Consider the following 23,621-nt stretch of genomic DNA (forward strand, 5'->3'; position numbering starts at 1 on the left):
CGACACTGGCCGGATGAGCGAGACACCGGAAGCGTTGTGGGCGCGGCTGCCGCTTGAGGTCCAGCACGAGGTCGACGGCCTGGTCACCGAGCACCGCGCCGCCTCGGCGGTCAAAACGATCCGCAACTCGGGTCTCACGCCGCGGCCGGGGATCGCCGAAGCGCAAGCGGTGTACCAGCACCGGATGTCGGTGCTGAAACCGCCGCCGCGGTTCTAGCCCCGCAGCCGTGCGGCTCGGGGGTGCGGATGTCTCCTTCGTCACTGGACCAGCGCGAACGCATCCTGTGCGATCGTGGTGGACTGTGCGAGAAGCACCGTTGCCTCCATGGACCAGACCAGAAGTCGGAACGCGCACATGACTGAGAACCCGAGCCCGCCCTCCGCGCTCACCATCGCCGGATCGGATTCCGGCGGGGCCGCCGGACTGCAGGCGGACCTGCGGACCTTCCTCACCTGCGGGGTGCACGGCCTGGTCGCGGTCACCGCGGTCACCGTCCAGAACACGCTCGGCGTGCACGACCGCGCCGACCTGCCGCCGCACATCGTGGCCGGGCAGATCGAGGCCGTCGCGGCGGACATGGGCGTCGGCGCGGCGAAGACCGGCATGCTCGCGTCCGCGGAGATCATCCACGCGGTCGCGGAGGCCTGCGACCAGGCCGGGATCGGACGCGACGGCGCGATCCCGTTCGTGGTCGACCCGGTGGCCGCGGCGATGACCGGCCAGTCGCTGTTCGACGACCAGGGCCTCGCCGCGCTGCGCGACGAACTCCTGCCGCGCGCCACCGTGCTCACCCCGAACCTGGACGAGGTGCGGCTGCTCACCGGCATGACGGTGACCGACCGCGAGGGCATGCACACCGCGGCTGTCGTGCTGCACCAGCTCGGCCCGAAGTACGTGCTCGTGAAGAGCGGCCATCTGCAGTCCGACCCGGAGTGCGTCGACCTGCTCTTCGACGGTTCGACGTTCGTGGAGCTGCCCGGCCCGCGCTGGCAGACGCCGCACACCCACGGCGCCGGCGACACCATGGCGTCCGCGTTGACCGCTGGGCTGGCCAAGGGCATGCCGGTGGTCGAGGCGGCCCGCTACGGCAAGTGGTTCGTCTCGCAGGCCGTCGAACACTCCTACCCGATGGGCGCGAAGGTCGGCCCGGTGTCGGCGTTCTGGCGGCTGGCCCCGGAAGAGCGCTAGCTCTCGTCGGAGATCAGGGCTTCCAGCGCGGGGAGCGCGGCGATGATGGACTCGCGGGCCTCGGGCGTGAGCCGGTCGAGGCGGCGGTTGAGTTCCTGCACACGGGTGGACCGGACGCCGGAGACGAGGCGCTCGCCTTCCTCGGTGGCACGCGCCAGCCAGGCGCGCCGGTCGACCGGGTCGGACTCGCGGGTGACGTAACCGGCCTCCACCAGCGTGGCCACGATCCGCGACATGGTCGCCGCCGCGACGCCTTCCTTCGCGGCCAGGTCGCCCAGCCGCAGCTCGCCGAAGTGCACGAGGGTGGCCAGCGCGGAGATCGACCCGTGGCCCGGCCCAGGCACGCCCGCCTGGCGCAGCGACCGCGAGAGCCGTCCCACCGCTAGGTACAACCGGCCCGATACGTCCTGGACCGAGGAAAGAGTCACGATCGGCTCCTCCTGACGCTGGTGCCCGCCGCTGGGTGCGCCGGAAAGGGTGCCGTCAACCATACGGCGTGCCCGTGCTCAATCCGCGTCAAGCGCGGGCGAAATCACCATTACCCGGCACTTTGTGCAGCTTGGCCGCCCATTCAGAGCACTGAACCGTCGAGCGGAAGCTCCGCGGGCGGCGGCAGCGGCGCGGCGGCGTCCGCCCGGAACGACTGCAGCAGGTAGCCGGCGAGCCGCCGCGACGCCGCCGGTGCCGCGGCTCCGGCGCCCGACCGCAGCCCGCCGTTCGCCAGCAAGATCAACGACAGGTCGGAGACCTCGAAGTCGGCCCGCAGCGCACCGGCCTCCTTCGCCCGGCGGACCAGTTCGGCGAACGCCCGCAACGCACGGTCCCGCAGCTGTCCGAACGCGGCCTGATCCGGCAGCGCGGTCACGATCGCGGCGGAGAAACCGTGGTTGCGCGCCTGCATCGCGCACACTTCCTCGATCACCCGGCAGAACCCGCGCCACGGATCGGGGTCCACGAGCGCCTCGTCGAGCATGCCCGCGCACTCGGCCATCGGCTCGGCGAAGGCCGCCGCGACCAGATCGGCCTTGGTGGGGAAATGGCGGTACACCGTGGCGACGCCGAGACCGGCGCGGCGCGCCAGTTCGCTCATCGACACATCCAGACCCTCGGTCTCGAAGGTGCGCTCGGCGACCTCGAGGATGCGCGCGCGATTGTGGGCGGCGTCAGTGCGCAACCGAGTCGATTTTTCCGGCACTCTCTCACTTTAGGCGAATCGGAAGACCCTTTCCACTTTCCGTGCTAGAAGTGGAACATGCCTTCCACTTCGATGCGCGCCATCACCTACGATCGTTACGGACCGCCGGAAGTCCTGCGCGAGACCGCTGTTCCGGCCCCGGTGCCCGGCCCCGGCGAAGTCCTCGTCCGGGTACGCGCGCTGTCGGTCAACGGCGGCGAACTCGCGATGCGGTCCGGGAAGCTGTTTCCGTTCAGCGGCAAGCGTTTCCCTAAGCGGATCGGCGTGGACCTGGTCGGCGAGGTCGTCGAACCCGGGACGAGCCGGTTCACCGTCGGCGACCTCGTCTGGGGCGGCGGCCGCCGGATGGGCACCGCGGCCGAGTACTACGCGATAGCCGCCGACCGGCTGGACCGCGTGCATTCCGGGCTCGATCCCGCGCAGGCCGCGTCGTTGCTGGCGGGCATCACCGCGATCACCGCGCTGCGCGACAAAGCCCGTCTCAAACCGGGGGAACGCCTGCTGATCCGGGGCGCGACCGGCGGAGTCGGGTTCGTGGCCACGCAGCTCGGGAAGGCGATGGGCGCGCACGTGACGGGGCTGGCCAGCGCGAAGAACCTGGAGCTGGCAAGGGAACTCGGCGCGGACGTCGCGCTCGACTACCGCGAACCGGGCCACCTCGGCAAGTTCGACGTCATCCTCGACACGGTCGGCAAGGACCTCCGCGAGTTCCGGCGGATGCTGACCCCGCGCGGGCGGATGGTCGCGATCGCGTTCGACCTCGACCACCCCGTCCGCACGCTCGGCTATGTGGCGGCGCACTCGCTCCGCGCGACCCGCTGGGTACGGGGGTTCAGCGGGAACCCGAAGGCGGATCTGCTCGCTGACCTGAGCCGGTGGGTCGACGCCGGGTTGGTGCGGCCGTTGGTGGACACGGTGTTTCCGCTGGGGGCGATCGCCGACGCACATCGGGCACTGGAGGAAGGCGGGGTGCGCGGGAAGGTGGTGGTGGAGGTGTCGTGAGCGCCTACGCCGGTTCTAACCGGCATAGGCACTCACGAGCACCTTACCGAGGCGGGCTGGACGCCTGCGCCCAAAACCGCTGCGGCACCCGGCCGGCCCCCCGCGCCAAGTACCCGGCCTCGACCGCGCTCCGCATCGCCAGCGCCATGCGTTCCGGATCCGCCGCTCGCGTCACCGCGGTCGACAGCAGGACCGCCGAGCAGCCGAGTTCCATGGCCAGCGTCGCGTCCGACGCGGTGCCGATCCCCGCGTCCAGCACGATCGGCACCGACGCGCGCGAGACGATCAGTTCGATGTTGTGCGGGTTCCGGATGCCCAGTCCGGTGCCGATCGGGGCGCCCAGCGGCATCACCGCGGCGCAGCCCGCCTCCTCCAGGCGAAGGGCGAGCACCGGATCGTCATTGGTGTAGGCGAACACCGAGAACCCGTCTGCCACCAGGCGTTCGGCCGCTTCGAGGGTTTCCAGCGGATCGGGCAGCAGGGTGCGGTCGTCGGCGTGCACCTCGAGTTTGATCAGGTTCGTTTCCAGCGCCTCGCGGGCCAGCTGGGCGGTGAGCACGGCTTCGGCCGCCGTGCGGCAGCCCGCGGTGTTGGGCAGCAGTTCGATGTCCAAGCGCCGCAACAGCTCCAGCACGCCCGAGCCGCCCTCGGCGTCGGCGCGGCGCATCGCCACGGTGGTGAGCTGGGTGCCCGACGCGACCAGCGCTCGTTCCAGCACCTCGAGATTCGCCGCGCCACCGGTGCCGATGATCAATCGCGACGACAGCTTGTGCTCGCCGATGATCAGGTCGTCCATGCTCAACCTCCTTGAACCGCGGTCAGCACTTCGAGCTGAGCGCCCTTCGGCACGACCGCTTCTTCCCATTCGCCCCGCCGCACGACCTCGCCGTTGACCGCGACGGCCACGCCCCGGCGTTCGGCTCCCAGCGCGTCGAGGACCGCGGAAACGGTGCTGTCGTCGGGAAACTCCCGCCATTCGCCGTTGACCTTGATCTCCATCAGACTCGCTCCTTCTCGAGACGGGCGGGCGTCGCCGCGGCGATCTCCGGCGACGGGGCTTCGCCGGCCAGCCACGCGACCACGGCGTCCGCAGTCGCGGGCGCCATCAGCAAACCGTTGCGGTGATGTCCTGTCGCCGCGTACACGCCTTCGCTCACTTCGCCGATGTACGGCAAAGCGTCGCGGCTCGCGGCACGCAGTCCAGCGGCGACTTCCACCAGCTCGTACTCCGTGATGCCGGGCAGAATACGTTCCGCGCCTTCCAGCAGCTCTCGCACGCCGCGCGCGGTGACGGCTTGGTCGAAACCGGCTTCATATTGCGTCGCGCCAAGGACCAGTTCGCCGTCTTTTCGCGGTACCAGATAGATCGGCCGTCCTTCGACCATCGCGCGCACCGTGTACGGCGGAGGCGGCAGACAGCCGCGTCGCGGACGCAGCCGGAGGATCTCGCCCTTCAGCGGCCGTACGGCGTGCTCCAGCAACGGATGCAGCTGTCCGGTCCACGCCCCGGCGGCGAGGATCACCGGACCGGGCACTTCGGAGAGACTCTGCAGCCGTTCACGCCGGAACTCGACCCCACGCTTCGTAGCCGCTTCGCTCAGCGCGGTAAGCAGTTTCCGGTTGTCCACGGCCAAATCGCCGGGCACGTGCAGGCCGCTGCGCACCGCGCCGAGCCCGGGCGCGAGCCGCTTCGCCTCGCGGCCGGTGAGCGTCTCGACGTCGCGGCCGAGCGAACGCAGGTACCCGGCGAGGATGTCGAGGTGCCCGGCGTCGGCGCGGTCGAACCCGACGACGATCGTGCCGTGCTCGGCCAGCCCAGGATCGGTGCCTTCGGCGGCGAGGTCCCGCGCGAAGCCGGGCCAGCGCCGCAGCGACGCTTCCCCCAGGCTGAGCACGGCTTCCTCGCCCGGCCACGCCTCGGTGACCGGCGCGAGCATCCCGCCGGCGAGCCAGGACGCGCCGCCGCGCACGGGCTCCGGGTCGACGACCGTGACGCGCCATCCCCGAGCGGCCGCGCGCCAGGCGACGGACAGCCCGATGACGCCGCCGCCCACGACAGTGACGGTTGTGGTGCTGGTGTTCACAGTGGAATCACGCTCCCTGCGCCGGCATGACCCGGATCAGGTTCCACGGTCGGAGCGGCAGCTCCCTCTCAGCCCGTCGCCTCGGGCTCCCGTGCGGACTCCCACACCGTAGCGCGCGGGTAACGTCACCGCCATGCCTGCCTTGACCGGAGACCAAATTCGCACCCGGCTAGCCGACGCCCGGCTGTACCTGTGCACCGACGCCCGATCCTCCCGCGGCGACCTGGCCGAGTTCGCCGACGCCGCACTGGCCGGCGGCGTCGACATCGTCCAGCTGCGGGACAAGACCGGAGGCGCGCCGCTGGAGGCCAAGCAGGAAATCGCGGCGCTGGAGATCCTGGCCGAGGCCTGCGCGCGACACGGAGCGTTGCTCTCCGTGAACGACCGAGCGGATGTCGCGCTGGCCGTCGGCGCGGACGTGCTGCACCTGGGCCAAGACGACATCCCGGTCTCCCTGGCCCGCCGAGTCCTCGGCGACGGCGTAGCGATCGGCCGATCCACCCATTCGGAGCAGCAAGCCGCCGCAGCCGCCGCGGAAGACGGCGTGGACTACTTCTGCACCGGCCCGTGCTGGCCCACCCCGACCAAACCGGGCCGCTCCGCCCCCGGCCTGGCCCTAGTCCGCTCCACCGCGGCAAGCGCCCCGAACCGCCCCTGGTTCGCCATCGGCGGCATCGACGAACGCCGCCTGCCCGAAGTCCTGGCCGCAGGCGCAACCCGCATCGTCGTAGTCCGCGCCATCACCGAAGCCGAAGACCCAAAAACAGCCGCACAGACCTTAAAAGCCCAACTCCCGTAAACCGCACCAACCACCCAACGATCGGTCGAGGCACCCAGCCCCGCCCCCGCACCCGCTCCCCCCACGACCCGCAACCGCTGCACCCACCCATCGAGACACCCAGCCCCTCCCCCGCACCCCGATACGAAGCCTCCCTGCGGTTCGGGGGTGCTTGTCAAGNNCTTTCCCGCCTTGACAAGCACCCCCGAACCGTCAGCACAATCAAGCTTCGGGGTGCCCCACGCACACCGGAGGGCGCAATGTCGCCGCCAGGCGACGAGCCGCCGCCCTCACTCACTCCCCAGCGTTAGACGGAACCGCAGGAACAGTAGGCGTCTGACTGGCACTAGGCACCTGCGACGAAGTACTAGGCTTCGCAGCCGACGAAGACGGCGGCTGGGTCTGCTGCGCAGCCCCCGAAGACGGCGGCGCACTAGGCGTAGTAGTCGGCGAAGAAGTCGGATTGTTCGACCGAGACTCCCCGCTGGGCGGAGCCTGCCGCTCGCTGCTGGGCGTGCTGTCCGGGTGATCTTCCCGCTGCTGGCTGGTATCCGGCTGCCGCGGAATCAACCCAGTCGACACGTTGCCCCGAGTCGTCCAATCCAGGCCGAGCAAAACGACCAACGCCACCACGAAGGCGACCGCACTGGACCCGATGATCAACGGCCACCGCATCTTCCGGAGCTTCTCGCCCAGTCCCTCGGTCTTCTCCGGTTCGGTCGGCCGCAACCGAACCGTGGGCATATTCGCCAGATCAGCGGGCACATGCACCGTCGGCGCCTCACCAGAAGCCGACTCGCGCACGGCGTCGACCGGAATCCGCACCGGCGACAGTCCGCTGCGGCTGCGCCGCGCAGCCGTCTCGATGGCCTTCCGAGCAGCATCACGAGTGCGTTGCAGAGAACGCAGATACAGTTCGCCGCCGACGGTGCTGACCACACTGGCCACCCCGGCGCCGATGACGGTGCCCGCGACCCCCAGCGTCGAACCCAGCAACGCGGCGGTGACCGCCGCGAGTGCCGCGGCGAGCACCGAGGTCATCCGGAGGTTCTTCTTGTCCTCCTTGGCTTCCTTCTGCTCCTCGCTCATGATTCCGTTCTGATCGTTTTCCAGCCGTTGTTCCCTGGTTTCTTCAACGGTTAAGTCGTGCGAGGTGCTCCCTTCGTTGCCCAGGCGTGAGGGACGCCACGTTGACTGTCCACAATGGATGAACTAAAGCTCACACATTCCTGACATACTCGCCTCATGCGCCTCGTGACGATCTCCGACATCGAAACCGCGGCTGGGCGGGTCAAGGGCACCGCGGTGCACACCCCGCTGCTGCGCCAGCTCTGGGTTCCCGGCGAATTCTGGGTGAAACCCGAGAGCCTGCAACCGATCGGCGCGTTCAAGATCCGCGGCGCGTACAACGCGATCGCCGCGCTCACCGACGCGGAACGGGCACGGGGAGTAGTCGCGTATTCGAGCGGCAACCACGCGCAAGCGGTCGCCTACGCCGCCCGCGAATTCGGAATCCCCGCGGTGATCGTGGTTCCGGACGTGACCCCGCGGCTGAAAGTCGAAGCGACCCTTCGCTGGGGTGCGGAAGTCCGCGAGGTGCCGATCGCGGAACGGGAATCGGCGGCGCTCGCGCTCGCCGAGGAACGCGGTCTCACGCTGATCCCGCCGTTCGACCACCCGGACATCATCGCCGGGCAGGGCACCGTCGGGCTGGAGATCGCCGAGGATCTGCCGGACGTCGAGACCGTGCTGGTCCCGATCAGCGGCGGCGGGTTCGCTTCCGGCGTCGGCACCGCGATCAAGGCGAAATGCCCGAACGCGAAGGTCTACGGCGTCGAACCGGAACTCGCCGCCGACACCGCGGCCAGCCTCGCCGCCGGCGAACGTGTGGACTGGCCCATCACCGACCGCGCCCGCACCATCGCGGACGGCCTGCGCGCGCAGCCCTCCGAGCTGACGTTCGCGCACCTGCAGCGCGTTCTCGACGGCGTGCTCACCGTGACCGAGGACGAAATCCGCGACACCGTCCGCGCGCTGGCCCGGCAGGGCCGCCTAGTGACGGAACCCAGCGGGGCTACCGCACCGGCCGCCTACCTGCACCACGCCGACGAACTCCCTGGCGGACGCACCGTCGCGATCGTGTCCGGCGGCAACATCGATCCGGCGATGCTGGCCGAACTGCTCGCCTGACCTACGCGGCGCGGCGGCTTCGCACTGTGCGCCGAGCTCGGGCGCACTGGAGGCCGATCACCAGTTGACGGTCTGGCCCTGGCGGTCCAGATAGTGCAGCCCGCCCTTGCCCGCCCACGCCTCGATCGTGTCGGCGACGCCGGGGATGCTCTCGTCGACGGTCAGCCGCGCACCGGGACCGCCCAGGTCAGTCTTCACCCAGCCCGGTGCCAGGAGCAGCAGGGTGCGCGGGTCGTCGGCGTGCCGCGCGGCGTAACTGCGCATCAGCTGGTTCAGCGCGGACTTGCTCGCCCGGTAGACCTCGAAACCGCCGTTCGTGTTGTCGGCGACGCTGCCCTGTCCGGACGACATCACGCCGATCGTGCCGGTTGCTGGAACCAGGTCCTGCAGAGTCTCGACCACGCGCATCGGGCTCAGCGCGTTGGTCACCATGACCCGGGTGAAGTCCTCGGTGGACACGTCGGCGACGGTCGCCGAGGGATCGGTCGTGTAGTTGGTTCCGGCGTTGACGAACAGCAGGTCGAACGACGCTCCGGCCAGCCGCTCGCGCAGCGCCGCGACCTGCTCGGGCACCGCGATGTCGACGGTCTCCACGGTCAACCCGGCCAGTTCGTGCAGCGCCGACCGCGTGCGCTCGGTCGCGGTGACCCGCCAGCCGCGGCCGAGAAATTCCGCGGCCAGCGCGTAGCCCAGCCCCCGTGACGCCCCGACGATCAATGCGCTCTTGGTCATGACTGCCCCTTAGCTATCAACTGATAGCTAAGGATACCTGTCAAATGACAGATATCGCGACTAGGCTGACCGGCGTGAAAGACGAGCAGCTCTTCGAGGTGGCCGACCTGATCCTCGCGGTGGCCCGGCACATCAATGCCGCCAAGGAAGCCCACGCCGAGTCGGGGACGCCGCTCGAAGGAGCGGTGATGCGGTTCGTCGACCGCCATCCGGGAACCACGGTCAACGCCGCGGCCGAGGCCACGCAGATGATCTCCAGCAACGTCAGCCGAGCCGTCCGGGGCTTGGAGAGCAAAGGCTTGCTGCGCCGGGAGGCCGACCCCGACGACGCTCGGCGCGTCCGCCTCTACCCCACCCCGAAGGCTGCGGAGAACCTGCAGCGGCTGCGCGACGCCTGGTCCCGCCTGCTCGACGGGACCTTCACCGACGCCCGAGAAGTCAGCACCTTGATCACGACCCTGCAGAACATCGAGACCCGGCTAGTCGCCCGATCCCGCGGCACCGCGTAGGCGAGCCAGCACCCCGTCCAGGCCGTGGCGCACCAGATCCGGCATCCCGTTACGGCGCAGCTCGGTCAGCAGCTGCTCGTTGATCCCGCCCGGGGTCATGTGCCGGGACGTCAGCTCCGCCAGCGACCCGCCGTCGGCCAGCGACTTCCCGACCTGCGCGAACACGTGCGTCACGTACGCCGAAGCCACCTCGGGCTCGACCCCCTGCGCGGCCATCCACCCGGCAATGGTCGCCAGGTAATCCAGGTGCGCGGCGAAAGTCGAGGTCGCCGCGCTGAATGCCTCCAGACTCGGCTCGTCACGAGGCACCACCACTCCGCCAACCCGCTCGAACAGCTCGCGCGCGACGGCGTCTTCCGGGTACATCACAGTCAGGCTCTGCCGCTGCGCCGCCTGCGGCAACGGAATCGATCGCACCACCCGCGACGCCGGGGCGACCCACTCCCGCAGCTGGTCCACGCGCACTCCAGCCACCGCACTGACCACGACGTGCTCCGGCCGGAATGTCAGCTCCTCCACCACTTCCCGCAGCACCGGCGGACGCACTGCCAGCACCACTGTGTCCGCTTGGTCAAGCACTTCCTGATTGCTCGAACCCACCCGTACGTCCGGATACCGTGCAGCCAGCCCCGCGCTGATTTCCCGCGAGCGCGGCGACAACACCACCGGCACGCTCCCGTCGAGCCCGGTCACGATGGCAGCGGTCAGCTCCCCCGCACCGACAAACCCCAGCACACTTCCCCCAGAGACACATCAACGACGCTCGCCCGGATGGACGTGCGTGGGCGGCCCCTCCACGCCGCAATGCAGGCAATCCCCAGGGTGCGGCGAATCATCCGCTTCCGCGGCGCCGAGCACCCCGTTGTGAATTCCTAACGCGATGAGCCCGCCGGCGATCGCGAGCACCGCGCAGATCACCAGCGCGGTCTGCCATCCGGCCGTCAACGCGGTCGGGTCGCGGTAAGCGGAACCCGTCAGACCCGCCGCGGCCGGCAGCACCGCCACCGCCAGAAGTCCACCCGATCGGGCGATCGCGTTGTTGACCCCGGACGCGACCCCGGCGTACCGGTCCGGCGCGGCGGCCAGCACCGTCGCGGTGACCGGAGCGACCACAGTGGCCAGTCCCAGCCCGAACACCGCCACCGCGGGCAGCACCGACCCGAGGTAGGAGGACCCCGGCCCGACCCGCGTCAGCAACACCATCCCCACCCCGACCACGATCGGCCCGACCACCAGCTGAAGCCGCGGCCCGATCCGCTGCGCGAGCGCGCCCGACCGGCCGGAGAGCAGCAGCATGAGCACCGTGATCGGCAATCCGGCCAGCCCGGCCAGCGTCGGCGAATAGCCCAGCGACACCTGAAGCTGCAGAACGAGCAGCATCATCACGCCGCCCAGCGCCGCGTAAACGACGAACGTCAGCGCGTTCGACAGCGTGAACGTGCGGTCGCGGAACAGCGAAGGCGGTACGAGCGGTTCGGCAGCCCGGTGCTGGAGCCAGAGAAAAAGGCCCAACCCGGCGACCCCGACCGCCAACGCAATCAGCACGACCGGATCGCCGATCCCGCGCACCGGCGCCTCGACCAAGGCCCCGGTCACCCCGGCCAATCCGAGCGCGCCGACCGCCGCGGCGGCGTAGTCCGGATGCCCGGTCGCCGTGGTGTCGCGCGACTCGGGCACGAATCGCCGCGCCATCAGCACGACGACCACGGCGAGCGGGAGGTTGATCAAAAACGCCAGCCGCCACGACCACGCCTGCACCAGCAGCCCGCCGAGCAGCGGCCCGACCGCGGCGGCGATCCCGCCGAGCCCGGACCACGAACCGATCGCCCGGGCCCGGTCCTCGTGCGAGAACGACGACTGCAAGATCGCCAAGGAACCCGGCGTCAGCAACGCCCCGCCGATGCCTTGGAGCACGCGGAACACCACGAGCAGTTCGGTCGAAGGCGCCGCCGCACACAGCCCGGACGCGAGGCCGAACCACACGACACCGACCAAGTACACGCGCCGCCTGCCGTAGCGGTCGCCGAGCGACCCGGCGACCAGGATCAGCGCGGCCAGCGCCAGCAGGTAGCCGTCGAGGATCCACTGCAGACCGGCGACCGACGCGCCCAGCTCCTCGCCGATCCGGGGCAGCGCGACGTTCACGATCGTGCCGTCGAGCATCGCCATCCCCGAACCGAGGATGGTCGTCCAGAGCACGCCGCGAGCCGCGGGCGTGCCCCAGCGGATGCCGGTGTCCCCCGCGGCGGACACGCGGTCAGGGAAGCAGCGTGGTGACGAACTTGTACCGGTCGCCGCGATAAACCGCGCGGGCGAACTCGACCGGCTTGCCGTCGGTGGCGAACGAATGCCGGGTCAGCATCATCACCGGCATGCCGACGTCCGCGCCGAGGATTTCCGCTTCCTGCGGACCGGCCAGCGACGTCTCGATGGTCTCCTCCGCGCGCTCCAGCTCGACGCCGTAATGCTCGCGCAGCACCGCGTACAGCGAACCGCCCGCGGTGATGTGCTTGCGCAGCCCGCGGAACCGGCCGAGCGGCAGGTGCGTGGTCTCGAGCGCCATCGGCTGGCCGTCGGCGAGCCGGAGCCGGCGCAGCCGCAGGATCTTCGCGCCGTTGCGCAGCTGCAGCAGCTTCGCCATCTCGCCCTCGACCGGCAGCTCTTCGAGCTCCAGCAGCTGGGACGACGGCTTCAGGCCCTGCTTGCGCATGTCCTCGGTATAGGAGGACAGCTGCAGCCGCTGCGCGAGCTTCGGCTCGGCGGCGAAGGTGCCCTTGCCCTGGACGCGGTGCAGCCTGCCCTCGGCGGTGAGATCCGCCAGCGCCTGGCGCACCGTGGTGCGCGAAACGGTGAACTCTCCCGCCAGCGCCCGCTCGGTCGGGATCGGCGATCCCGGCGGCAGCGCGTCGAGCAGATCCAGCAAATGCTGCTTCAGCGCCCAGTATTTCGGTTCGCGCTGCCCTCGCGCAGCAGTCCCCGCCTCGCTCGCGGGGGGTGTCTCCAGCATGCCCGGCTCCCTCAGTCTTCCCACATTAAACGCGCCACTGCCCCGTGAGGAAACGTACCCTTCTCCCGACACCCTCCGCCCGGCTAGCATTGGTCTAGACCTGACCGGACGCCGCTCAGCACACCGGGACCCCCGTCCCGGCGGAGAGGAAAGTGATGACCCAACTACGTCCCGGCGAGCACATGGCCGCGGAAATCTCGGAGCAGCCGAGCGTTCTCGCCGGGCTGGTCGAGCGGCGGTCCGGCATCGCGGAAGTCGCGGAAAAGATTTCACAGCGCCCGCCGCGGTTCGCTTTGCTCGCCGCTCGCGGTTCGAGCGACCACGGCGCGCTCTACGCGAAATACCTGATCGAGGTACTCCTCGGGCTGCCGGCCGGGCTCGTCTCGCCGTCCACCGCGACGCTGTACGGCGCTCGCCCGGACCTGCGCGACGTGCTCTTCATCACGGTCAGCCAGAGCGGCGGTTCGCCCGACCTGATCGAGGTCACCGAGGCCGCCCGGCGGCAGGGCGCGCTGACCGTGTCGGTCACCAACACCCCGGATTCGCCGCTGCGCGCGGCTTCCGAGCTGGGCATCGACATCGGCGCCGGCGTCGAGAAGGCGGTCGCGGCGACCAAGACGTACTCCGCGACGCTGATGGCGCTGTACCTCTTCGTCGACGCGATCCGCGGCGGCAAGGGAGAGGACGCCGAGAAGATCGGCGAACTGGCCCAGCAGACGCTCGACGGCGCGGTCGAAGGCGTGCAGCGCGCCGTCGACCGTTATCGCTTTGTCGACCGCGTGCTCACCACTGGACGCGGCTATTCCTACGCCAGCGCGCTCGAAGCGTCGCTGAAGCTCGCCGAGACGAGCTACCTCGCGGCCCGCGCGTACAGCGGCGCGGACCTGCTGCACGGTCCGGTCGCGGCGGTCGACGGCGAGACCGCCGTGCTCGCCGCCACCAGCCTCGGCCGCGGCGGCGAAGCCATGCGCGAGGTCCTCGAAGCGGTCGGCGAGCGCGGCGCGGACGTGCTCGCGGTCGGCTCGGCGGCGAACGACGTGCCCGCCGCGCTGCGCATCCCGGTCGCCCCGACCGTCGAGGAATTGGCTCCAGTGCTGGAAATCCTGCCGATCCAGCGGATCGCGCTCGGGCTGTCGCTCGCCCGCGGCGGCAACCCGGACAACCCGCGCGGGCTGCTGAAGGTGACCAAGACCCGGTGAGCCTCGTAGTGGGCGTGGACGCCGGCGGCACTTCGACGCGAGCGATCGCGGTCGACGCCGCCGGCGTCGTGCACGGCACCGGCGCCGAGGAAGGCGCGAACCCGAATTCGCATCCGCCCGCGGTGGCGGCGGCCCGGATCGCCCGGGCCATCGAGTCCGCAGTGGACGGACGCACCGACGTGCTCGGCGTCGTGGTCGGCATGGCCGGCGAGAGCAAGCTGTCCGACCCGGCGGTCGCCGCGGAGTTCGCCGCGGCGTGGGAGCGGATCGGGCTCGCCGGCTCGGTCCGCACGACCGGCGACGCCGAGGTGGCCTACGCGTCGGCGACCGCCGAGCCGGACGGCACCGTGCTCGTCGCGGGCACCGGCTCGATCGCCGGGCGCATCCGCGGCCGCCGGATGGTCGCCACCGCGGGCGGACACGGCTGGCTGCTCGGCGACGAGGGCTCCGGGTTCTGGCTCGGCCGCGAAGCTGTCCGCGCCACGCTCGCCGCGCTCGAAGGCGACGGCCCGCTCGGCGGATTGGCCCAGGCGGTCCTCGCCGAAGCGTTCGGACCGTCCGCAGTGGACCTGTCCGACCGGTTCAAGGTCATGTGGGCGCTGGTGACCCATGCCAACGCGGAACCGCCGGTCCGGCTGGCCCGGTACGCGCCGCTGGTGAGCGCCGCGGCCGCGGCCGGCGAGCCCGTCGCGGAGGAAATCGTCGCGCGGGGCGCCCGGCATCTCGTGCGCGTCGCGCACGCCACGCGCGAGCCAGGAGAAAAAACTCCGATCGTGCTCGTGGGCAGCGTGCTGGCCGAAGACAGCCCGGTCGGGGCTCGGGTGCGGGCCGAATTCGCCGGGCTCACCGTCCTGACCAGCTCCGATGGAGTGCTCGGCGCGGCCTGGCTCGCGGCGGTGCAAGCGTGGGGCGAGGACGCCCCGCGACCATCCCGACGGGTGAATGCCACCAAAACTTGAGCGGAAGAGTCGAAACCGTCGACTCAACCCCTCCGGTCCGGGTACCGTAGGAACCGGCCCCCGGACCCTCCCCCCTCGCCGGGGGCCGCCTTAACTTCCGGGTCCGGTTGCGGACTCGCCCGCACCCGGGTCTTTCGCCAGGCGAAGGCCCGGGTGTTCTGCGGGAAGGCTCCGGTAGAGCACCCAGCCGCTGATCGCCACGGTCGCGGCCACCAGCGGCCAGGAGAGCACCGTGCGCGCCACTCCGAGCGCGACTACCTGCCCGGTCCACCACAGCAGTCCGTAAACGACCACGCGCAGCAAGTACTGCAGCACCCACACGCCGCTCGCCCACGAATACGCGCGCAGCAGAGCCGGGTCGCGCCGCCAGCGGGTCTTCTGCCCGAGGAGCAACCCCACGATCACGCCGAGCAACGGCCAGCGGATCGCGATGCTCGCCGCGAACAGCAGCGCGCTCGCCGCGTTCGAGAACAGCTGCAGCAGGAAGAAGTCCTCGGCCCGGCCGGTGTGCATCGCGATCAGCGCGGCGATCACCACCGCGGCGAGGCTCACCACCACCGCGCGCGCCTTGTCCCCGCGGATCAGCCGGAACGCCCCCAGCAGCACGGCGACCGCGATCGCGACACCGGCTCCCCAGGCGATCGACCGGCCGGACACGAGCCAGCCGACGACGAACGCGGCGGGCGGGATGCTGGCGTCGATCGCGCCGCGCCGCCCGCCGAGGATCTGCGTGAGCGACTCCCGCGCCGGCCCCTTCGCAGTCTCGTCTGTCACAGTTCCAGCCTGCCGCAACTCGCGGCGGACCCCCAGGCCGGGAGACCTACCCCACATGGCGTCCGGTAAGGGTCCGATCGTGAGGTTCGTCCCGGTGAAAATGCCGTAATAGGGAGGCGCGAACCCCCGACAAGGTAAGAGACTGTGACGTCCGGCTGAACCAGTCATGGCCGGCGGGAAGGATATGGGGATATCCGACTGTTAGTTGGGGTGTACAACTACATCCGGGACTGCACAGGGGTACAGGCGCGCACCAGCGGGAAAGGGGAACCCAGCGTGTACGGGATCAACAGCTACGTAGCCATCGGGGACAGCTTCACCGAGGGCCTCAACGACCACCGGGGCGACGGGACGTTCCGGGGCTGGGCCGATCGGCTCGCGGAGATGCTGGCCGGCGACGAGCCCGGGTTCCAGTACGCGAACCTGTCGCTGCGCGGCAAGATGCTCGACGAGATCATGGACGAGCAGCTCCCGATCGCGCTGGAGCTGAAGCCCGACCTGGTGACCCTGTGCGCGGGCGGCAACGACGTGATCGTGCCCGGCGCGGACGTCGACGCCATCGCGGAGCGCTTCGAAGCGGGGGTGGCGAAGCTGCGCGCGGCCGGGATCCCGGTGGTGATCTTCAACGGGCCGGACACCAAGACGCTGTCGGTGATGAGCGTGCTGCGCGGCAAGGTCGCGATCTACAACACGCATCTGTGGGCGATCGCGGCCCGGCACGGCGCGAAGATGGTCGACCTGTGGGCGATGGAGCCGCTGCACGACCGTCGCGCGTGGAGCGACGACCGGCTGCACTTCACGTCGGACGCGCACCGCCGGATCGCGCTGCACACCGCCGAGGTGCTGGGCGTCCCGGTCACCGAGGACTGGCGCGAGCCGTACCCGCCGAGCACCGAGCCGGCCACCTGGATCACCTCGCGGCGGTCCGACCTGACGTGGACGAAGGTGCACCTGCTGCCGTGGATCCGCCGCCAGCTGCGCGGCGAGTCCATGGGCGACGGGCTGTCGCCGAAGCGCCCGGAACTGGCTCCGCTCGTCCCGCTCGTGCCGGACAACCCGAGCAGCATCGACCTCGACGTGCGAGGCGATGTGCGGGGCAACGCGACCGCCTCCTGAGCTTCGTCCTCGAGACAGTGCCGGTACCGGTGACCGCCGGTACCGGCACTGTTCGGAAAGCCACCCGAACGGCGGCCTTTACCAGGTCGCCACGCGGTCCGGCCCGGCATAGGGTCCTGTTATGTCCGGTGCACGAGGGTGGCTTCGTTTGATCCCCGTCGCAGTGGTGGTCACGGCCCTGCTCGCGGGCCTGGTGACGTGGCTGCAGGGCAGCGGAATCCAGGACGACCTCGCCGCGCGATCACGCTCCGCGCTCGACGCGGCCGGTCTGCGCGGCGGCGAAGTGAAGTTCTCCGGACGGCAAGCGACGCTCGAAGGGTTCCCGGCCGAGGAAGCCGGTCGCGCACTGGGCATCGTGCAGGGCGTCGAAGGAGTCGAATCCGCGCAAGCCTCCGGCGGCGCCGGGCCGGTGCGATCCGCGCCCGCGCCCGCACCGTCGACGACGCCGCCGCCGTCCAGCCCGCCGCCGAGTTCGTCCGCCCCGCCTCCCGCGCCGCCGACCGACCGCGACGGAATCCAGGCCGAACTGGACCGCAAGCTCGCGGCCGCGCCGATCACCTTCGAACCGGACACCGCACAGCTCACCGACCAAGGCGAGCAGGCCGCGCGCGATCTCGCGCCGTTGCTGCGCGACGCCCCGGACAACTTCCGCTACCGCGTCGTCGGCCGGGTCGCCGACGGTCCGGGCGGACGCAGTGCCGCGCTGAAGCTTTCCCGCAACCGGGCGCTGACCGTGATCCGGTTGCTGATCCGCGAGGACGTGCCGCCCGACCGCTTGCTCGCGGTGGCCAGCGCGAGCGGGTCGGACAGCGGGGGCGGCGACAGCGACCGGCGGGTCGAGATCACAGTGGAACAGAGGTGATGGCGGATGCTCTGGCTCTTCGGGCAGATCTGGCTGTGGCTGCTCGTCTCGTTCCTGCTCGGGGCGGCGGTCATGTGGCTGTTCACGCGGGCCGCCCGGACGAAGGCCGAAGCGGAGGCTGAGCCGTTCCGGCCGGCGGCCGCTCCCGTCGAGGCCCCGGCCGAGGAGACCCGGCACATCCCGCCGGCGAACCCGTACGAGGACTACGAGGAACCGGCGTACCCGCACTACGAGGACCAGCCGGAGCGCGTCTACAACGACTATCCGGAAGTCGACCCGGACGACCCGTACCACGGGCAGCACCCGCCGCGGGACTCGGCCGGGCATCCGCTGCCCGATCCCGAGCCGCGGCTGTCCGGAGAACTGAGCTGGCCCGAGGACGACCAGCGGAGTCCGCACTGGCCGCACGACGACGAACCCGCGCCCCGCCGACCTGGACGCAGTGGCTGACACCCACCTGGTAGATTCGGCTACGCACGGTAAGCGGGCGCCGAGGGCCCCGGGCGAGGTCAGGAGGTCCGATGGCGCTTCCGCACTGGACGCCTCAGAACCTGCTGCCGCCCGGCCGGCACCACGCGGACCTCGCCGACGTCTACGAGCGACTCGTCTACGACGCGCCGCACCAGAACGAGCGCGAGATCCTCTTCAGCGCGCTCAACAGCTACCTCGGGGTCGCCCAGCGGGTGATCACCTCCGGACGGGCCTGGCTCGGCGGCTCGTTCGTCACCCGCACGGCACATCCGCCGCGCGGGCTCGACGTCGTGCTGCTGCCGGACGAATGGGGTGCGTTGAAGCGGCTTGACGACAGCGGCCGCACCGCGCTCTACGGCCTGCTGACCCTGCGCGGCATCATCGTCGGCCAGCCCGCCATGTACCTCGACCAGATCCAGCCGGTCGGCGGCATGCTCGACGGTTTCCTGTGCCGTCCCGGCGACGAGGACGTGTGGGAATCGGTGTGGGCCGAAGGCGGCAGAGGCATCCCGGAGATGGTGTGGTGAGGAACGAGTTCCGGCGGATCGCCGACGAGATCCCCGGCGGCACGTGGCTGGACGACCTCGCGCGCGCCTCGGCGATGGCGGCGAACGCGAAGTTCGAGCGCACCTGCCGCGCGCCCCTGCTGCACGTGTCGGTGATCGGCGAAACGCACATCGACGCGTACACCTTCTCCGACATCAGCCGCGCGCTGCAGGACGCGACGGCGAAGATCGGGCACATCATCCGCAACCCGTCGAACGAGGTCACCTTCGTCCAGCAGGCGGACCGCGACAAGGCCCCGCTGATCCAGAAGGGACAGGCGGGCAACGCGATCTTCTTCGGCTTCCCGGAACCGGCGGTCGACGACGCGCTGATCCACGACGGCATCGAGACGCTGTCCGAGCGCGCGGTGAAGGAACTCTGCGATTTCTTGCCCGCCAACGGTTCCGACGACGGCGCGCTCGACGCGGTGCTGCTGCAGCGCGACACGGTGCGCAACGCGGTCAGCGACATCGTCAACGCGGTCAGCAAGCACGCGGGCATCGGCATGGCGCTCACGCCCACCGCGGGCGAGCAGGTGACCCGGAGCATGACCACCGAGCAGGCGCGGGTGCTGCAGGGCAGCCTGCGCGAGTCCCGCGAGGCGGTCGGCTACGAGACGGTGACCGGACGCCTCGACGGCGTGCGCACCCGGCGGCGGATCTTCTATCTCGAGCGGGAATCGGGCGGAACCATTCAGGGCGCGGTCGCCCCGGATCTGCTCGACCAGATCAAAGAAAACCTCGACCGTCCGGTGACCGCGCGATTGCGCGTAGTGCGCACGACGACCATCGACGGACGGCGCGGCAGGCCGGTGCACGAGCTTCTCGAGATCACTCCGGAAGTCAGCCTTTTCGATCAGTGAATGGCACGCGGGACACCGCGTCGCCAGGTCAGGGCCGCCGAGTAAGCGCGCGGTCGCTCTTCGGACTCGCCCCGCGCCCTTTTCCGGGCCGTAAATGGCGCCGTTTCGCGCACTCCGGCGGGAAATGACCTCGACTGCCCGGACACGGTAAATGGATGACATTGTCAGTCGATAACGATTATTCCACCTTCGCGGGCATCTGCGTTAGCGTCTTCGCCACCCCAGCTGGAAGAGGCACGCATGACGACCGAGCAGCCGTATCCGGCCGCACCCGCTCGACACAGCCGGACCACTGCTCGCCCTGGTCCGCACCGCCCGCCGCGGCAGGAGCCGTCCCCGAGGCGGGCCAACTGGCCGGGCGGTCTCGCGGTCGTTCTCGGACTGGCCGCGGCCGGCGTCGCCTTCCTCCCGGATTGGGGTTTCCTCGCCTGGCCGCTCGCCGGAGTCGGCCTCGCCGCCGGCATTGCGGGAATCGTGCTTTCTTCCCGGGGAACAATGCGCGGGTTGGGCGTCGCACTCACCGGGACCACGCTTTCCGCACTGGCCGCCCTGCTGTGCGGCGCGATGCTGCTGTACCCGTCCATGTTCGGCACCGCGCGGGCAGGCGATCTGCACATCCCGCCGCTGCCCGGCGAGAAGCATTCGGTCGACTTCGTGGTCACCTCGGCCGGCGGCGCGACGGTCCGCTACGGCACGCTGAACGACCAGCGCACCGCGTCCACCCCGCCGAGCACCGACGACTGGCACGGGCACGCCTCCTACGACGGAGGACGGCCGGTCCTCTCGCTCACCGCGGACACCGCCAACGCGGGCGTGACCAACGAGATCAGCTGCCAGATCATCGTCGACGGGAAGAAGGTCGCCGAGAGCAGCGGCAGCTCGATCGCGCTCTGCACCTCGAACGTCGAATAGGGCCTGGCGGCCGGCCGGCCTACCCCCATCTCGGCCGGCCAACCGCCACCGAACCGCTCCTGGCGGCTCTTTCCAGGTCCGCGCGACAGCGCCGCGGTCCCGTCGCCGGCTTCACGGCCTGCCCCTCCCCTAGGGCTCCGCCAGCGTCGCGGCCGACCCTACGCGCGCTGACCGCCCGATGGCTAAGAATCCGCTAAGCGAAGGCGATTATTACCACGCTGACCTGCGAAAACACAGCTGAACATTGTACAAGAGCAGGGCTTGCCGACTGCCCGCTCACTCCAGGTCGGCCGCTTCCTTGCGCAGGTCCTCCACCTGCCGGGGATTCATCCGCTCGTACAGCGAGATCGCCCGCCGGTACTGCTCGCGCGCCGGGTCGAGCCGTTCCTGACGGCGCTGGATCCTGGCCAACGTCACCCGCAGGATGCCTTCCTGCAGTTCGAACTGCCGCGCGACCGCCAGCGAGATCGCCTCCCTCGCGTAGCGTTCGGCGGCTTCCAGGTCGCCGATGTCCAGGTGCAGTTCGGCGAGATTGTTCAGCGACACCACGGCGTAGCTGTCGTCGCCGAGTTCGCGGTCTATTTCCAGCGAGGCCAGCTGATGCGTGATCGCCTCGACCGGACGGCCGGCGCGCTTTTCCGTCTCGGCGCAGTTGTTGAGCGCCTGGCCGCGCAGTTCGAGGTCGCCGGTGCGTTCGGTCTCCTCGACGGCCTCCAGCAGCCGTTCGATGGCCTCCGAATACCGGCCGAGCAGGGTGAGCACGCTGCCGAGGTGGATCTTGGCGACGATCAGCGAGCGGCCGTCCAGCCGCGTGGCCAGGCCGACCGCGCGTTCGGCGTCGGCGATGCTGCCGTGGGCCAGTTCGAAGGTGAGCGCGATGGCGCAGCGGGAGATCAGCATCCAGCACTGCCCGAGCGGTTCGTCCGCGGCCTCGGCGGCGGCGAGCCCGAGGTCGACCAGCCGGATCCATTCCTCGTACAGCGGGCAGACGACCCGGTAGGTGTGTGCGACGCGGGCGAGCCGCCAGACGTCGGCGTAGCGGCCGTCGGCGTGCGCGGCGTCCAGTACGGCCAGCAGGTTCGGCCATTCCGCGGCGAACCAGTCCTGGGCCTGGGCGAAAGTTTCCAGTGGCGGCAGCGCCTCCGGCGGCACCAGGCCGGTGAGGTCGAGCGGGTCGACGATCCGCAGCATCTTGCGCCGGGCGGTGTCGGAGGCGGCTTGGTGATAGCGGATCGCCCGGTCGAGCACCGCCGCGCGTTCCGCCGGGTCCAGTTCGGTTTCCGCCAGCTCCCGCAGGTACAGCCGGACGAGGTCGTGCGGGGCGAAGGCGTCGCGCGAAGTCTCGGCGATCAGGTTGTGCGCGGCCAGCGTGCGGAGTTCGCGGCGGGCCTGCTCCACCGGGATCTCCGCGATGGCCGCCGTGAGGTGCGGTCCGGTGTGCCGGGCGGGCACCGCGCCCAGCCGCAGCAGCGTCCGGGCGAGTCGGTCCGGCAGGCCGCGGAACGAGACGTCGAAAGCGGCCCGCACGCCGTCGTCGGCTCCGGTGACGTCCAGCCCGGCCAGCCGGGTGCGTTCGTTTCCCAGCTCGCCGACCAGATCCTTGAGTGTCCATTGTGGACTGGCGGCGAGCTTGGCCCCGGCGATCCGCAGCGCGAGCGGCAGGTAGCCGCACAGCCGGGCCAGCGCGTGGTTGAGGTCGAAATCCGCCGGTCCGGCCAGTTCCTCGATCACGCTCACCGCGGCTTCCGGCGCGAGGGTGCCGAGCACGCGCAGTTTCGCCGCGTGGGACACCGCCAGCGCCTCCAGCCGCGACCGGCTGGTCACCACCGTCATCGACCGCGCACCCGGCGGCAGCAACGGACGCACCTGTTCGGCCGAACGGGCGTCGTCGAGGAGCACGAGCATCCGCCGTCCGGCGATCAGCGAGCGGTACAGCGCGACGCGTTCGTGCCCGTGCTCCGGCACCTCGTCGGCGGGCACGCCCAGCCCGAGCAGGAACTGCGACAGCAGCTCGCTCGGCTCCAGCGGCGGCTGGTGCGGATCGAAGCCTTGCAGCGCCGCGTACAGCACCCCGTCCGGGAACAGCCGGGCCGCGCGATGCGCCCACCAGATGACCAGCGCGCTCTTGCCGACCCCGGCGGTGCCGGACACGATCACCGTGCTGTCGCCGCGTTCGGCGAGCCCGTCGAGCCATTCCACCTCCGCCTCGCGCCCGGCCAGCGTCGGCAGCGCGGGCGGCAGCTGAGACGGCGCGACGGCCTGCTCCGGAACAGCGCTCTCGTGCGCGGCGAGGTCGTCGTTGAGCACCCGCTCGTGCAGCGAGCGCAGATCGGCGCCGGGTTCGACACCGAGGGAGCCGAGCGTGGCCCGCGAGACGGTGCGGTACAGCTCGAGCGCTTCCCCGCGCCGCCCGGCGTGGTAGAGCGCACGCATCAGCTGCCCGGCGGTGCGTTCGGCGAGCGGATCGGCGCGGACGATCGGGCTCAGCTCCACGATCAGCTCGTCGTACCGGCCGAGGTCGAGATCCGCGTTGACCCGGGCGTAGCGGATCGCGTTGCGCAGTTCGTCCAATTCGGGCGCCCGCACCGAATCCGGCACGCCGGACAACGTCGGTCCCTGCCACAACGCGAGCGCCTCGGCGAGCAGCTTGGAGGCGTTCTCCGGCGGTTCCAGCGCGGCCTGGTCGAGCAGCGCCCGCGCGCGATGCGCGTCGATCCGTTCCGGCGCGAGGGAAAGCTGGTAGCCCGGCGGCCGGGTGCTGATCTCGGCGACCGGATCGGCCATTTCCCGCAGCAGCCGGCGCAGCTGCGACACGTTGCCGTGCACGATGGTGCGAGCGGTGGCGGGCGGATCGTGGCCCCACAACGCGTCGATGATCTCCTCGAGCGACACCACCTTGCCCACGCGCAGCGCGAGCAGCGCCAGCAGCCCCCGCACCCCGGGGCCGCCGACGGGTACCGCACGGCTGCCGTCGAGCAGCCGCACCGGGCCGAGCAGTTCGACCCGCGCGCCGCCATCGGCCATGCTCGCGCGCACCTCCCAGGCTCACCCCCAGCCAGACAGGTCAACTTACCGGCAGCGGCGGCCGGCAGAAACCGCTCTCCCGTGAATTCCGGCCCCTGAAACAGACGAATCCGGCCCCGCACCATCAGTCCCGATCTGATGGTGCGGGGCCGGACCCATGATCGTCGGCCGGGCCGCCAGGGGGCGCGGTCCACCCGTGCATCGCGGCCG

Annotated in this window: 26 protein-coding genes and 1 riboswitch; of the genes, 14 read left to right on the forward strand and 12 right to left on the reverse strand. The window is 70.7% G+C overall.

Annotated features, from left to right (window positions below; translation table 11 throughout):
• Window positions 1-13: 13 nt before the first annotated feature.
• The gene (locus tag L942_RS18255; protein WP_037361895.1) at window positions 14-217 is read left to right on the forward strand and encodes a hypothetical protein; all 204 of its coding nucleotides are present in this window, start codon (window positions 14-16) and stop codon (window positions 215-217) included.
• 138 nt (window positions 218-355) lie between these two features.
• Window positions 356-1,189: a bifunctional hydroxymethylpyrimidine kinase/phosphomethylpyrimidine kinase gene (gene thiD / locus L942_RS18260; RefSeq protein ID WP_037361896.1), complete on the forward strand. Its 834-nt coding sequence runs from the start codon at window positions 356-358 to the stop codon at window positions 1,187-1,189.
• Here thiD and L942_RS18265 read toward each other — a convergent pair.
• Window positions 1,186-1,617 (reverse strand): MarR family winged helix-turn-helix transcriptional regulator, encoded by a 432-nt coding sequence (locus L942_RS18265; protein WP_037361963.1) that lies wholly within the window; start codon window positions 1,615-1,617, stop codon window positions 1,186-1,188. The two genes, thiD and L942_RS18265, sit on opposite strands and share 4 nt — an antisense overlap.
• Window positions 1,618-1,760: 143 nt before the next feature.
• A complete protein-coding gene (locus L942_RS18270; RefSeq protein ID WP_037361898.1) occupies window positions 1,761-2,384 on the reverse strand; it encodes a TetR/AcrR family transcriptional regulator in 624 nt (207 codons plus the stop codon).
• A gap of 57 nt (window positions 2,385-2,441) precedes the next feature.
• Between L942_RS18270 and L942_RS18275 the strand changes: the two genes are divergently transcribed.
• A complete protein-coding gene (locus L942_RS18275) occupies window positions 2,442-3,386 on the forward strand; it encodes an NAD(P)-dependent alcohol dehydrogenase (protein ID WP_037361900.1) in 945 nt (314 codons plus the stop codon).
• Between the two features lie 43 nt (window positions 3,387-3,429).
• Here L942_RS18275 and L942_RS18280 read toward each other — a convergent pair whose 3' ends face one another.
• From L942_RS18280 to thiO, 3 genes are all read right to left on the reverse strand, one after another.
• Window positions 3,430-4,182: a thiazole synthase gene (locus L942_RS18280; RefSeq protein WP_037361902.1), complete on the reverse strand. Its 753-nt coding sequence runs from the start codon at window positions 4,180-4,182 to the stop codon at window positions 3,430-3,432.
• A 2-nt stretch (window positions 4,183-4,184) separates the two neighbouring features.
• Window positions 4,185-4,385, reverse strand: coding sequence for a sulfur carrier protein ThiS (gene thiS / locus L942_RS18285; protein WP_037361904.1), 201 nt, complete (start codon window positions 4,383-4,385; stop codon window positions 4,185-4,187).
• Window positions 4,385-5,470, reverse strand: coding sequence for a glycine oxidase ThiO (gene thiO, locus L942_RS18290; protein WP_037361905.1), 1,086 nt, complete (start codon window positions 5,468-5,470; stop codon window positions 4,385-4,387). Before thiO ends, thiS begins: the two co-directional genes overlap by 1 nt.
• Window positions 5,467-5,573, reverse strand: a riboswitch (TPP riboswitch). Its footprint overlaps the gene before it by 4 nt.
• A 30-nt stretch (window positions 5,574-5,603) precedes the next feature.
• Here thiO and thiE point away from each other — a divergent pair.
• Window positions 5,604-6,269, forward strand: coding sequence for a thiamine phosphate synthase (gene thiE, locus L942_RS18295; RefSeq protein ID WP_037361907.1), 666 nt, complete (start codon window positions 5,604-5,606; stop codon window positions 6,267-6,269).
• A gap of 273 nt (window positions 6,270-6,542) precedes the next feature.
• Here thiE and L942_RS18300 read toward each other — a convergent pair whose 3' ends face one another.
• Window positions 6,543-7,337, reverse strand: coding sequence for a hypothetical protein (locus tag L942_RS18300; RefSeq protein ID WP_037361909.1), 795 nt, complete (start codon window positions 7,335-7,337; stop codon window positions 6,543-6,545).
• Window positions 7,338-7,493: 156 nt separating this feature from the next.
• Here L942_RS18300 and L942_RS18305 point away from each other — a divergent pair, with 156 nt between their 5' ends.
• Window positions 7,494-8,438: a threonine ammonia-lyase gene (locus L942_RS18305; RefSeq protein ID WP_037361910.1), complete on the forward strand. Its 945-nt coding sequence runs from the start codon at window positions 7,494-7,496 to the stop codon at window positions 8,436-8,438.
• Window positions 8,439-8,495: 57 nt separating this feature from the next.
• Here L942_RS18305 and L942_RS18310 read toward each other — a convergent pair whose 3' ends face one another.
• A complete protein-coding gene (locus L942_RS18310) occupies window positions 8,496-9,170 on the reverse strand; it encodes an SDR family NAD(P)-dependent oxidoreductase (protein ID WP_037361912.1) in 675 nt (224 codons plus the stop codon).
• Between the two features lie 44 nt (window positions 9,171-9,214).
• On the opposite strand from L942_RS18310, the gene L942_RS18315 reads away from it, so the two are divergent.
• Window positions 9,215-9,679, forward strand: a complete 465-nt coding sequence (locus L942_RS18315; protein ID WP_051166074.1) for a MarR family winged helix-turn-helix transcriptional regulator — start codon at window positions 9,215-9,217, stop codon at window positions 9,677-9,679.
• Here L942_RS18315 and L942_RS18320 read toward each other — a convergent pair.
• From L942_RS18320 to L942_RS18330, 3 genes are read right to left on the reverse strand one after another with little or no spacing between them, the layout of a single operon-like run.
• Window positions 9,650-10,414 (reverse strand): NAD(P)-binding domain-containing protein, encoded by a 765-nt coding sequence (locus tag L942_RS18320; protein WP_037361914.1) that lies wholly within the window; start codon window positions 10,412-10,414, stop codon window positions 9,650-9,652. The genes L942_RS18315 and L942_RS18320 overlap by 30 nt on opposite strands.
• An 18-nt stretch (window positions 10,415-10,432) precedes the next feature.
• Window positions 10,433-11,932, reverse strand: coding sequence for an MFS transporter (locus tag L942_RS18325; RefSeq protein ID WP_037361917.1), 1,500 nt, complete (start codon window positions 11,930-11,932; stop codon window positions 10,433-10,435).
• Window positions 11,933-11,936: 4 nt separating this feature from the next.
• Complete coding sequence (locus L942_RS18330) at window positions 11,937-12,686, reverse strand: GntR family transcriptional regulator (protein ID WP_037361919.1); 750 nt, start codon at window positions 12,684-12,686, stop codon at window positions 11,937-11,939.
• Between the two features lie 155 nt (window positions 12,687-12,841).
• Here L942_RS18330 and L942_RS18335 point away from each other — a divergent pair, with 155 nt between their 5' ends.
• Window positions 12,842-13,885: an SIS domain-containing protein gene (locus tag L942_RS18335; protein WP_037361920.1), complete on the forward strand. Its 1,044-nt coding sequence runs from the start codon at window positions 12,842-12,844 to the stop codon at window positions 13,883-13,885.
• Window positions 13,882-14,844, forward strand: coding sequence for an N-acetylglucosamine kinase (locus L942_RS18340; protein ID WP_037361923.1), 963 nt, complete (start codon window positions 13,882-13,884; stop codon window positions 14,842-14,844). Before L942_RS18335 ends, L942_RS18340 begins: the two co-directional genes overlap by 4 nt.
• A 90-nt stretch (window positions 14,845-14,934) precedes the next feature.
• Here the strand turns inward: L942_RS18340 and L942_RS18345 are convergent, their stop codons facing one another.
• Window positions 14,935-15,618 (reverse strand): DUF3159 domain-containing protein, encoded by a 684-nt coding sequence (locus L942_RS18345; RefSeq protein ID WP_037361925.1) that lies wholly within the window; start codon window positions 15,616-15,618, stop codon window positions 14,935-14,937.
• A gap of 276 nt (window positions 15,619-15,894) precedes the next feature.
• Between L942_RS18345 and L942_RS18350 the strand changes: the two genes are divergently transcribed.
• The 6 genes from L942_RS18350 to L942_RS18375 all read left to right on the forward strand — a co-directional run bounded on the left by L942_RS18350 (window position 15,895) and on the right by L942_RS18375 (window position 20,387).
• A complete protein-coding gene (locus L942_RS18350; protein ID WP_037361927.1) occupies window positions 15,895-16,734 on the forward strand; it encodes an SGNH/GDSL hydrolase family protein in 840 nt (279 codons plus the stop codon).
• Window positions 16,735-16,882: 148 nt separating this feature from the next.
• On the forward strand, window positions 16,883-17,596 hold the full coding sequence (locus L942_RS18355; RefSeq protein ID WP_037361929.1) for an OmpA family protein: 714 nt from the start codon (window positions 16,883-16,885) through the stop codon (window positions 17,594-17,596).
• 6 nt (window positions 17,597-17,602) lie between these two features.
• A complete protein-coding gene (locus L942_RS18360; protein WP_037361931.1) occupies window positions 17,603-18,046 on the forward strand; it encodes a LapA family protein in 444 nt (147 codons plus the stop codon).
• Between the two features lie 71 nt (window positions 18,047-18,117).
• Entirely contained in the window at window positions 18,118-18,594 is a 477-nt protein-coding gene (locus tag L942_RS18365; protein WP_037361932.1) for a DUF6932 family protein, read from the forward strand.
• Window positions 18,591-19,475 carry a hypothetical protein gene (locus L942_RS18370; protein WP_037361967.1) on the forward strand — a complete coding sequence of 295 codons (885 nt, stop codon included), beginning with the start codon at window positions 18,591-18,593 and terminating at the stop codon, window positions 19,473-19,475. The genes L942_RS18365 and L942_RS18370 overlap by 4 nt, the downstream gene beginning before the upstream one ends.
• 240 nt (window positions 19,476-19,715) lie before the next feature.
• Window positions 19,716-20,387 (forward strand): hypothetical protein, encoded by a 672-nt coding sequence (locus L942_RS18375; protein ID WP_037361934.1) that lies wholly within the window; start codon window positions 19,716-19,718, stop codon window positions 20,385-20,387.
• A gap of 276 nt (window positions 20,388-20,663) precedes the next feature.
• Here L942_RS18375 and L942_RS18380 read toward each other — a convergent pair whose 3' ends face one another.
• Entirely contained in the window at window positions 20,664-23,411 is a 2,748-nt protein-coding gene (locus L942_RS18380; protein ID WP_037361936.1) for an AfsR/SARP family transcriptional regulator, read from the reverse strand.
• Window positions 23,412-23,621 lie beyond the last annotated feature (210 nt).

It is taken from the genome of Amycolatopsis orientalis DSM 43388 (assembly GCF_000411975.1).
In the GTDB taxonomy this organism is placed as follows: domain Bacteria; phylum Actinomycetota; class Actinomycetes; order Mycobacteriales; family Pseudonocardiaceae; genus Amycolatopsis; species Amycolatopsis orientalis_D.